Source organism: Flavobacterium muglaense (assembly GCF_014305155.1).
In the GTDB taxonomy this organism is placed as follows: domain Bacteria; phylum Bacteroidota; class Bacteroidia; order Flavobacteriales; family Flavobacteriaceae; genus Flavobacterium; species Flavobacterium muglaense.
On record NZ_JACRUK010000002.1, the window covers coordinates 199,216 to 211,096 of the forward strand.

An 11,881-nucleotide genomic window follows, 5' to 3' on the forward strand; every position below is an offset into this window, starting at 1 on the left:
CTATTTAAGTTTGCCTTCTGAAAAAAGTATTCGAATCTCTTTTTTGTCAAATTTACCCACACTTGTTTTTGGGATTTCATCGAGATAGACATAGTCTTTTGGGATTTGGTATTTTACAAACTCTCGGTCTAGAAATGCTATTAATTCGGCAGCTGTAGTATTTTTTTCTTTATTGACTAATACAATAGAAGCAAGTGGTTTTTCGACCCATTTTTGGTCTGGAACAGCGATTACAGCTGCTTCGCGGATGTTGGGGTGTGCCATTAATGCCGACTCCAATGCTACGCTAGAAATCCATTCACCGCCACTTTTTATGAGGTCTTTGGTGCGGTCTTTAATTTCCATGTAGCCATCAGGATCGATAGTGCTTACGTCACCGGTTTTAAACCAACCATCAGCAGTAAAACTGTCCAGATTATTAGTTTTAAAATACGAATTGATGACCCAAGCACCTTTAATTTGTAATTCTCCCATGGTGTTACCATCTGATGGAGCTAGAGTTCCTTCATCCGTCATGATTCTAATTTCCACTCCAGGAAAAGCAAATCCTTGCTTGGCGCGAATGTCTAGCTTTTCATTATTGGATAAGTGATTGTGTTGAAGCTGTAATCTAGAAACGGTGCCTAAAGGGGATGTTTCAGTCATGCCCCAAGCTTGTACCCCTTTTATTCCAAAGTCTTTTTCAAATCCTTCAATAAGGCTCTTGGGTAGGGCAGAACCGCCAACTAGATATTCTTTAAGTGCTAGTTTTTCTTTTGGTGGGTTTTCCTTCATGGTATGATAGATACCCAGCCATATTGTAGGTACTCCATTTGCTTTTGTAACTTTCTCTGCTTGTAGCATATTTATGAGCGCCTCAGGTTGTAAATTAGAGGAAGGTAGCACCATATTTGATCCAGACAACAAGCATAAGTAGGGAAATCCCCAAGCCATGACATGAAATTGTGGAACAATTAATAATAATGTATCCTCATTACTGAAATTACCGGCATTAGGCGTTATAATATTAGTAGCATGTAAATAAGTCGACCTGTGTGAGTATAAAACACCTTTTGGTAAACCCGTTGTTCCGCTTGTGTAACACATGCCACAGGCGTCATTTTCGTTTAGTATTGGCCATTGGTATTCTTCTGACTGCTCTGCCAGTAAATCTTCGTACTGTATTGTATTTTGTAAGGTTGTTTTAAAATCTTTGGGAGCATTTAATAGTACGTAGTACTCTACTGTTTCAAGTAAAGGTGCAATTTTTTCGAGTAATGGGACTAAGGTTGCATCCACAAAAATAACGCGGTCCTCAGAATTATTGACGATGTATTCTGTTTGACTACTTGAAAGCCTAATATTGATGGGGTGACAAACAGCTCCAATGCCGGAAATGCCATAATATAATTCGACATGGGCGTAATGATTCCAAGCAAATGTCCCAACAATATCTCCGCTTTTAATTCCCAGTTTTTGGGTCAAGGCATTAGCTAGTTTTTTACAGCGTTTGTACATATCGCTAAAAAAGTATTCGTGCCTTTCTCCATCTGGTAAATAAGTTATAATTTTTTTATAATGGTAAACGCTGTTGCCATATTCAAGAATAGTAGTTGTTGTAAGCGGATAATTCATCATTAAGCTTTCCATTCTAAAAAATTTTAATTTTTTTTAAGTCTAATTGTGGGAGGGCATATAATTGATTGTGTTGCTTGACTTACACTAGGGTAGCTTTGTACAGTTTGTGAATCAACTTGAGTATGCCTCTTGCTAATTTAGTCTTTTTTTACTCAGATTAGATTTTAAGAATCATAAAATGATATTATTTTTTTTTGCGATTAATGCCAAATGGAATTGAAGTTAATAAACAAAACTGTTTTTTTTCAAAAGAAGTATAAAAGTGCGGCGCAAAGGTACAACGCCAATAATAGCTATAAAAAAAATCCGATTCGCTTTCGCAAATCGGATTTTGATATTTAAATGGAATAAATTTATTGTTCCGCGATAGGACTCTTACAAGTGAATTACTTCACCATAAGCATCAGCAACAGCTTCCATTACCGCTTCACTCATTGTTGGGTGAGGGTGGATTGATTTTAAGATTTCGTGTCCTGTAGTTTCTAGTTTACGAGCAACAACTGCCTCAGCAATCATATCAGTAACACCAGCGCCAATCATGTGGCATCCTAACCATTCTCCGTATTTGGCATCGAAAATTACTTTTACAAAACCATCTGAATTTCCAGAAGCTTGCGCTTTTCCAGAAGCTGAGAACGGGAATTTACCAATTTTTAATTCGTATCCTTTTTCTTTAGCTTGTTTTTCAGTCAAACCTACAGATGCGATTTCTGGAGTTGCGTAAGTACAACCCGGTACGTTTCCGTAATCAATAGGATCTACGTGCATTCCTGCAATTTTTTCTACACAGTTAATTCCTTCTGCCGAAGCCACGTGAGCTAAAGCTTGTCCTGGAGTTACATCACCAATAGCGTAGTAACCTGGAATATTTGTTTGGTTGTAAGCATTTACTAAGATTTTATCTCTATCAACAGCAATACCCACCTCTTCTAGTCCTATGTTTTCAATGTTAGTTTTGATCCCAACAGCCGAAAGTAAAATATCAGCTTCAAGAACTACTTCACCTTTTGCTGTTTTTACAAATGCTTTTACTCCGTTTCCAGTTGTATCAATTGTTTCAACAGAGGCGTTAGTCATTACCGTAATCCCCGATTTTTTTAACGATTTTTCCATTTGTTTAGAAATGTCTTCGTCTTCAACAGGTACTACATTTGGCATAAATTCAACAATAGTAACCTCAGTTCCCATTGAGTTGTAAAAATGTGCAAATTCTACTCCAATTGCACCCGAACCTACGATGATCATTTTCTTAGGTTGAGTAGGTAACGACATTGCTTGACGGTAACCTATCACTTTTTCTCCATCTTGTGGCAAGTTTGGTAACTCGCGTGAACGCGCACCAGTAGCGATGATAATATGGTCAGCGCTATATTCGGTAACTTTATTGTCTTTGTCAGTAACGTCAATTTTTTTACCTGGTTTTACTTTTCCAAAACCATTAATCACGTCAATTTTATTTTTTTTCATCAAGAAAGTAACTCCTTTGCTCATTCCAGCGGCAACACCACGGCTGCGTTGAATTACAGCAGGGAAATCTTTGTCAAATGATGAAACAGTCAATCCGTAATCTGAAGCGTGTTTTAAATAATCAAAAACTTGCGCAGATTTAAGTAATGCTTTGGTAGGAATACATCCCCAGTTCAAACATACACCACCTAAGTTTTCTTTTTCAATTACGGCAACTTTAAACCCTAATTGTGATGCTCTAATGGCAGTAACATATCCACCTGGACCACTTCCTAAAACAATGATATCGTATTTCATTTTTATAAGTTTTCTAAATTAATTGATTTGGCGAATTTAAGGAATTATTCTGTTTTCTAAAACATAAATAAAGTTAATGCGAAAGTTTTTTGTTAAATCATTTCGTCGAATTTTAATCCAGTATAGTGTTGTAGGTATTTCAATTAACTTTCCTTTGAAACACTAAATTGAGAATCATATAAGTTTTTATAATACCCACTTTCTTGATTGACTAGTTCTTGATGTGTTCCTTGTTCTACAATTAAACCTTTGTCCATTACTACAATTTTATCGGCGTTTACAATTGTGGCAAGCCTGTGAGCAATTACAATTGACGTTCGGCCCTGCGTTATAGTTTCAGTAGCGCCTTGAATCAATTCTTCTGAATAGGTGTCGATCGATGATGTAGCTTCATCCAGAATCAAAATGCTTGGATTACTTACATAAGCTCTCAAAAACGCAATCAATTGACGCTGACCAGATGATAGCATTACACCACGCTCTTTTACGTCAAAATCATAATTATCAGGCAAACTCATAATAAAATCGTGAACACCTATTTCTTTGGCTGCAGCCAAAACATCTGCTCTAGTAATCGATGGATTATGCAAAGTGATGTTGTTGTAAATCGTATCAGCAAACAGAAAAACATCTTGTAAAACTACTGCAATTTGCTTGCGTAAAGAACCTAATGTATACTTTTCAATATTGGTATCATCAATAAAAATAGTACCGCTATTGATTTCGTAAAAACGGTTCAATAAATTAATAATAGTCGATTTACCAGCACCTGTCGAACCTACAATAGCTACAGTTTGTCCCGCTTTTACCTCTAGATTGATCCCTTTTATTACCTCCTCATCAGGAATATAACTAAAACGAACGTCTTTAAAAGTGATGTTTCCTTCAAAAACTGGAGCTTCAATAATTCCAGTATCTTGAATTTGATCTTGCGTATCTATAATCTCAAAAACACGATTGGCAGCAATCATTCCCAGCTGCATCTCGTTAAATTTATCGGCAATTTGGCGCAAAGGATTAAACAACATTCCAATAAACATGGTGTAGGAGAATAAATCTCCAAAAGTGGTAAAATTATCTCCATTCAAAATTTTAATTCCTCCGTAAAGCACTATAAAACCAAGTGTTAGTGACGAAATAATATCAGCAATGGGAAAGAAAATCGAGTTGTATAAAATGGTTTTGATCCATGCTTTTTTGTGTTTATCATTGATTTCTTTGAATTTTTCAGCCTCAATATCTTCGCGATTAAACAATTGCACAATCTTCATTCCCGTCACTCGCTCTTGAACAAAAGAGTTCATATTGGCAATTTGTGTACGTACTTCCTCAAAGGCAACTTGCATTTTGCGCTGAAAAATCCGAGTAATAAATACTAAAATCGGCATGGCCACAATAACAATCCATGTTAGTTTCCAGTTCATGTAAAACATAAATAGCAGTACCACAAACATCTTCATCAAGTCACTAATAATCATAAACAAACCTTGACTAAAAATACGAGCAATGGACTCAATGTCTGATACGGATCGCGTCACTAATTGTCCCACTGGAACCAAGTCAAAATACTTCATTCTAAAGCTTAAAATGTGCTTAAAAAGTTTGGTTCGAATGTCCTTTACAATATCTTGCCCCAGCCAGTTAGCCCAATATACAAAGTAAAACTGCGAAAAAACTTCGCATAATAATACAATACCCATCAAGGTAATGTAAAATAAAAGTCCCTTCGCATCTTCGGTCTGGATGTAGCCATCAACCGTTTGCTTCAACAAATACGGACGTAAAGCCGCAAAAATAGATAAGGAAACCGCAAATGCGATCACGCCATTAAAACGCCATTGATACGGTTTAGTATATTGTAATATTCTTTTGAATAATCGAGTGTCGAATGCTTTTGCTTTCATTTTTTTTACCTGAATTTAGTTCAGTTTTGGAGCTATTTCCTGCTTTCCGCTTCAATATTTTTATTTTTGTAAAGAAAAAAAATAAAAATGATTTCCACTTCAATCAGGGCTATTTAGTTATATAATCGTAATCAATTTCGGTTAAATACAAACCATGAGCCGGTACCGAAAACCCAGCTTTGTCTCTATTTTTATTTTCAATAATCGTATTAAAATCATCGAGACTTATTTTATGCAATCCTATATTTACAAGAGTTCCTACTATGGAACGCACCATATTTCGTAAAAACCGATTGGCTGATATCGTAAAAATAAGCTTGTTTTTTTCTTGCTTCCATGTCGCTTCATAAATGGTACAATCAAATGTGTTTACATCCGTATTTACTTTTGAAAAACATTGAAAATCAGTATGATTAAATAATAACTGTGCCGCTTTATTCATTAATTCTACATCTAGTTTCTGAAAAAAGTACCAACTCTGCTCTTGTAAAAAAGCATCCTTAAACGGGTTGATATGGTATTCGTATGTTCTTTTTGTGGCGTCAAATCTCGTATGCGCGTCATCATGAACAGGAATAATATCATAAACAACAATATCTTTGGGCAAGTAAGAGTTGAGTTTGTGCACTAACTTGGCGCTATCAAATGAGGTCTCAAAATCAAAATGAGCATACATCAACTTTGCATGTACACCCGTATCCGTACGTCCTGCCCCCATAATGTTTATAGGTGCATTCATCAGTACAGACAAGGCTTTGTTTAAAGTTTCTTGAACCGAAGCCGAGTTTGGCTGCATTTGCCAGCCATGGTATTGGGTTCCGTTGTATGCTAATTTTATAAAATATCTCAAGGTAATAAGTTGGCAAAGTTTTAAAGATGCAAAGGTACAAAGTTTTTATGTTGAGAAAAGGTTAAATGTGTAAGTTGTCTTGCTAAGTATTTATTTTTTTGCCGAAAGGGACTACCTTTGTTTCTTTTAATTTATTGAAACCATACTTTTCTGATGAAAAAAATCCTGCTACTTTCAGACACGCACAGCCACATTGATGATATTATTTTGAAATATGTTGCTCAGGCTGATGAAGTTTGGCATGCCGGAGATATTGGAGATTTAGTAGTGACTGACACTTTAAAAAAACTAAAGCCGTTACGCGCCGTTTATGGTAATATTGACGATGATAAGGCACGATTAGAGTTTCCGTTACACAATCGTTTTATGTGTGAAGGGGTTGATGTATGGATGACGCATATTGGCGGCTATCCTGGCAAATACAATCCAAGTTTAAAAGCTGAAATGGCTGCAAACCCGCCTAAACTATTTATTTGTGGACATTCTCATATCTTAAAAGTGATGTTTGACAAAAAAAATAATCTTTTACACATGAATCCAGGCGCATGCGGAAAAAGTGGTTTTCACCAAGTGCGTACTATGCTGCGTTTTGTGATCGAAGGCGATAAAATAAAAGATCTCGAAATTGTAGAAATAGAAAAACGAGTGTAATTAATCGATGTAAGTGATAGGGACATGGATTTGTATCGAAGTACCAAGTTTGATTTTAGACTTGATTATAATGTCTCCATTAATATTACGAACTCTTGCTTTGATTTGATTAAGACCAAATCCTTCGATAGATTTGTATTGTTCGATATTAAATCCTTTTCCGTTGTCTCGCACATGGATGTAGAGTGTTTTGTTTTTTTCTTCGATGTTAAGAGAAGCATTTTGTGCGTTACTGTGTTTGATGATGTTGTTCAAGAGTTCGGTTACAATAAAATACATTTTCATTTCAAAATCTTCGTTATAACGCGTACTACATTCTGTAGGACTAGAGTACTCAAAAGTTATACTAGAGTTCGAATTTTTTTCGCACAAATCATTTAACGCATAGTATAATCCAAAACGGGCTAGCAAAGAGGGAAGTAGTTCGTGAGAAAGATCTCTTACTTTGTCATGTGCCTCATTCAAAATTTGCTTCATCTTAGTGATTTCTTCTGAATCAATTTTATGTTTGGCGTTAAATACACTTAAATGTAAACCTGCCGATGATAATAAAGCACTAATATTGTCATGTAAAAAGGCGGCAATTTTTTTGCGCTCAATTTCTTGACCACTTACAGATGCGTTAATGATATTTTGTTGAATCTTGCTTTGTATGTTTTTGTATTTATTTTTTTCTTTAAGTTGGTTGTTTTGAAAGAAAAAGTAAAACAAAATTAGAATTAGTAGGAGTATCGAAATGATAATAATACTAATTTGTTTGTTTTTGTACTGCCTATCAAGTAAGAGTTGCTCTTTGGTTTCGTATTTGGTTTCAATATTGTCTATTTCTCTCTTGTATTCATCAATCTCAAGGTTGATTCCAGCAAGATTGGTTTTTTTTATTTTTTCTTCGTTATTGATTTCGGCTGTGAGTACATTGTATTGCGCTAGGTTTTCGTATGCTTTTTTATAATCTTTTTGTTTTAATAAAAACTTTGAATATTCTTGATGCGTAAAAGATAAATCCGATTTTTCATCATTTTTGATCCCCAGCTCGATTGCTTTTTCAAAAAATGAAGCTGCCTTTTCAGGTTCGTTTTGATGGCCGTGGTACATTCCGTTTAGCATGTTTACTGCTACGCAAATGCTTTCATCTCCAAATTTAGAGTTGTATTTGTTGGTAAATTGCAAATAAGGATAACCACTTTTAAAATCACCAATATCAAAGTAGGCCCAAGTAATATTCAAGTTGGTAAACACAATCTGACTCGAGTCGGCTATTTTTCGGCTGTATTGTAAAGACTTTTTGTAATAATAAATACCGGTTTTGTATTCTTTTTTGTCAAAACAATAAATGTTTCCTAAGTTGTTGTACAGCCAGTTCTTTAATTCGTTATTATCCGTTTTATTGGCGTATACCAAGCCTTTTTTATAATAAAAATATGCTTTTTCAAATTCAGATATACCATCAAAGTTGGCAGCAATGGTGTTGTAGCAGGTTGCTATAAGGTAATCATCATTAATTTCGATAGCTTTAGTTAAAGCAATGCGGGCTTTGATTAATGATTTTTCGTATTTCTCATTTTTCATTAGTCCCGTTGCTTCATTGATTAAAGCAAGTACTTTTTTTTGAGAGATCGGTTTTGTTTGTGCGTTAAAAGTTGTGCTCAAACAAAGTAGAAAAAAAAGTAAGAAAATATTTTTTTTTGTAAGCATATCCAATAACTATGATAGTTTAAATCAAAATGCGTTTAGGCTTTGATTAATTTATTTTTCAGTGCATATTTGACCAAGCTAATAGTGTTTTTGGCTTTTAGTTTTTTCATGATGTTTTTACGGTGTGTTTCTACCGTATTAGAACTAATAAATAAATATTCGCTAATTTCTTTACCACTATATTCTAGGGCGATTAAAGTAAGTACTTCGATTTCTCGACCCGTCAAGAGTAAATCAATTTTTGGCTTGTTTTTATTTAATTTGGTAACATTTTGCGTAGCCGAATTGAATATTTTTTCACGTACTGAGTTGCAAAAATAATCCTCTCCGTTTGTCACTGCATGAATCGCTTCTACAATATTTTCTCCCGCACATTGTTTTGTTAAATACCCGTTTACTCCTAGTTTCATCACTTCTTGAATGATTTTTAAGTCATCATAGCTAGAAAGAATAATTACTTTACAAGGAAATCCTTTGGCTATGAATTCTTTTACTACTTGTATACCATCTTTTTTAGGCATGCTAATGTCAAGTACTAGAATGCTTGCTTTGTTGTTTATAACGTCTTCGTAAATGGTGTTTCCATCTATTGAAAATCCAACTACATCAAAATCTGGTACTGTATTTAATAAAGTTTTCATTCCATCAAGTAGAACTTGGTGGTCATCTGCTAGGTGAATCCTAATTTTATTGCTCATGTTTGGTTTAAACTTGAGTCAAACTTACGAAAAAAATATGAACTGCAATAGTTATAGAAAATTATATATAATGCTTCATTTTGAAGCACAAAAAAACCCGAACAGTTATGTTCGGGTTTCCTTCGCACTAATAAACTAAGTTTATAGGTTTACCTCAATCTGTCCACAGATTTTACGAGATCTTCATCCTTTTTGATGGCCTTATTAGCTAACACTAATAACACGATAGCAACAATAGGTAGAAACATCCCAATACCTTTCTCAGAAACTTGAACAACTTCTCCAGATAAATTTAGTGAACGATATACAAACAATCCTAATAAAATTAAATTTAATATTATGTTCAATCTGTTGAGTACAAATTGATTTTGTCTTTTTTTGTAAGTCATGATACTAATCAATGTCATTGTAGTGCTAATTCCTAGTAAAACTACATAAACTTGATCCAACATAAAATAAAAATCCTTCCCTGTACTCAGTTTCCATAATGGAAAAACGAATGGTAAAGCTCCTGTTATTATTAGAGCTAGGATTAAATATATAGTCTGTATTCTTTGTATCATTGTTTCTGTTTGTTGTACAAAAATATATTTTCTTTTTTTAAAATACTATTGTATCATTAAATTTTATTCGTATTATTGCACAACAATACCGTAAGCACTTCATACTGCGGTCAATTCATAGCAAAATAATTACTACCAAGTCTTTTTATAGTATTTCCAAATTAATTAAATTCCAAGAACATTCATGTTTGATATTTCTGCATTAAAAGAAATGAAGCTTTCTGAGCTTCAACAAATAGCTAAAGCAGCTAAAACCATAAAGTTTAACGGTGTGAAAAAAGAAACCTTAATAGGGCAGATACTTGAACATCAAAAAACTAGTGTTGATTCAGTGTCAGAGAGTAAGTCTAATGATAAACCTTTGGATGAAAAACCTAAAAGGTCTAGAATTACTGCTGGTGATAAAGAAGAAAGTGCTGAAAAGGTTCCTGCAATAAAGCCTAAAGCTAAAATCGTTAAAACAAAAGATACTGCTGAAGAAGCTACAACTGTAGTTGTTGCTACAGATAGTGAAGATGTAGAAGCAGCGGCAACGGAACAAGCAAGTACAGGTAAAAAACCAGGTAAAATTGTAAAATTCAGCAAGTCCGCTTACGAAAAGAAAATTGCATTAAAAAAGAATAAAGAGGCTGGTGCAGAAGTAAAAACTAATGAAGCACAACCAGCAGCTGCAACTCAAGCAGAGACAACTTCTGAAGCATCAGCTGAGGCTAGCGAAGAAAATGTTGCGCCAACCAAAAAAATAAATCCAAATCAATTAAACAAGCAAAACCAAAATCAAAACCCTAATTTTAAAAATAAAAAGAACAATTTTAGAGATTCTGATTTCGAATTTGACGGTATAATTGAAAGCGAAGGAGTACTTGAGATGATGCCTGATGGGTATGGTTTCTTGCGTTCTTCAGATTATAATTACCTAGCTTCTCCGGATGATATTTATTTGTCTACATCTCAAATTCGTTTGTTTGGACTTAAAACAGGAGATACGGTTAAAGGTGTAGTACGTCCTCCTAAAGAAGGAGAGAAATTTTTCCCTTTAGTTAGAGTTTTAAAAATTAACGGACACGACCCGCAAGTGGTGCGCGACCGTGTTTCATTTGAACATTTAACGCCGGTTTTCCCTTCAGAAAAATTCAATTTGGCCGAAAGGCAAAGTACAATTTCAACACGTATCATTGATTTGTTTTCTCCAATAGGAAAAGGACAACGTGGTATGATTGTGGCGCAACCCAAAACAGGTAAAACCATGTTGTTGAAAGAAATTGCTAATGCAATTGCAGCAAATCATCCTGAAGTATATTTGATTGTTTTATTAATTGATGAACGTCCGGAAGAGGTTACAGATATGCAACGTAGTGTGCGTGGTGAGGTAATTGCTTCAACATTTGATAGAGAACCACAAGAACACGTTAAAATTGCAAATATTGTTCTTGAAAAAGCAAAACGCTTAGTAGAATGTGGGCACGATGTAGTGATTTTATTAGATTCGATTACACGTTTGGCTAGAGCTTATAATACTGTACAACCTGCATCAGGTAAAGTATTGAGCGGGGGAGTAGATGCTAATGCATTACAGAAACCAAAACGTTTCTTTGGAGCAGCTCGTAACGTGGAAAATGGGGGGTCATTGAGTATTATTGCAACAGCATTGACTGAAACGGGTTCTAAAATGGACGAAGTAATTTTCGAGGAATTTAAAGGAACAGGTAATATGGAATTGCAATTAGATAGAAAAATTGCTAACAAACGTATATTCCCAGCTATCGACTTGACTTCATCTAGTACAAGACGTGATGATATGTTGCTTGACGAAAAAACATTGCAAAGAATGTGGATCATGAGAAAATACCTTTCGGATATGAATCCTGTTGAAGCCATGAGTTTTATCAATGATAGATTCAGACAAACAAGAAATAATGAAGAGTTTTTAATCTCGATGAATGATTAATTCAGACTAAAGAGAATAGAATAAATTTGATATAAAAAAAATCCGCTCAAAATTGGAGGGCACTGAAAAAGTGTTTCTAATAAATTAAGACCTAAAAAGGAGTAGATATCTATGGATTTCTACTCCTTTTTTCTTATATTTAAGTCTAATTATAAGTGTTTTTTAGATGTTAATACAACAACAAACAATAC

Annotated in this window: 9 protein-coding genes; 2 read left to right on the forward strand and 7 right to left on the reverse strand. The window is 34.4% G+C overall.

From position 1 onward, the window contains the following. The 4 genes from H8R24_RS02000 to truA all read right to left on the reverse strand — a co-directional run bounded on the left by H8R24_RS02000 (position 1) and on the right by truA (position 6,135). On the reverse strand, positions 1-1,629 hold the full coding sequence (locus H8R24_RS02000) for a long-chain fatty acid--CoA ligase (protein ID WP_187016753.1): 1,629 nt from the start codon (positions 1,627-1,629) through the stop codon (positions 1-3). 363 nt (positions 1,630-1,992) lie between these two features. After that, positions 1,993-3,381: a dihydrolipoyl dehydrogenase gene (lpdA, locus tag H8R24_RS02005; protein WP_187016752.1), complete on the reverse strand. Its 1,389-nt coding sequence runs from the start codon at positions 3,379-3,381 to the stop codon at positions 1,993-1,995. 143 nt (positions 3,382-3,524) lie between these two features. Next, positions 3,525-5,285 carry an ABC transporter ATP-binding protein gene (locus H8R24_RS02010; RefSeq protein WP_187016751.1) on the reverse strand — a complete coding sequence of 587 codons (1,761 nt, stop codon included), beginning with the start codon at positions 5,283-5,285 and terminating at the stop codon, positions 3,525-3,527. Between the two features lie 109 nt (positions 5,286-5,394). Then, complete coding sequence (truA, locus tag H8R24_RS02015; RefSeq protein WP_187016750.1) at positions 5,395-6,135, reverse strand: tRNA pseudouridine(38-40) synthase TruA; 741 nt, start codon at positions 6,133-6,135, stop codon at positions 5,395-5,397. Positions 6,136-6,288: 153 nt separating this feature from the next. On the opposite strand from truA, the gene H8R24_RS02020 reads away from it, so the two are divergent. Next, positions 6,289-6,786 carry a metallophosphoesterase family protein gene (locus tag H8R24_RS02020; RefSeq protein WP_187016749.1) on the forward strand — a complete coding sequence of 166 codons (498 nt, stop codon included), beginning with the start codon at positions 6,289-6,291 and terminating at the stop codon, positions 6,784-6,786. Here the strand turns inward: H8R24_RS02020 and H8R24_RS02025 are convergent, their stop codons facing one another. The 3 genes from H8R24_RS02025 to H8R24_RS02035 all read right to left on the reverse strand — a co-directional run bounded on the left by H8R24_RS02025 (position 6,787) and on the right by H8R24_RS02035 (position 9,742). Further along, a complete protein-coding gene (locus tag H8R24_RS02025) occupies positions 6,787-8,436 on the reverse strand; it encodes a tetratricopeptide repeat-containing sensor histidine kinase (protein ID WP_225876750.1) in 1,650 nt (549 codons plus the stop codon). It abuts the gene before it with no gap. Between the two features lie 80 nt (positions 8,437-8,516). Then, entirely contained in the window at positions 8,517-9,179 is a 663-nt protein-coding gene (locus tag H8R24_RS02030) for a response regulator (protein WP_187016747.1), read from the reverse strand. A gap of 149 nt (positions 9,180-9,328) precedes the next feature. Further along, positions 9,329-9,742, reverse strand: coding sequence for a DUF4293 domain-containing protein (locus H8R24_RS02035; RefSeq protein ID WP_187016746.1), 414 nt, complete (start codon positions 9,740-9,742; stop codon positions 9,329-9,331). A 184-nt stretch (positions 9,743-9,926) separates the two neighbouring features. Here H8R24_RS02035 and rho point away from each other — a divergent pair, with 184 nt between their 5' ends. Further along, positions 9,927-11,690 carry a transcription termination factor Rho gene (gene rho / locus H8R24_RS02040; protein WP_187016745.1) on the forward strand — a complete coding sequence of 588 codons (1,764 nt, stop codon included), beginning with the start codon at positions 9,927-9,929 and terminating at the stop codon, positions 11,688-11,690. Positions 11,691-11,881 lie beyond the last annotated feature (191 nt).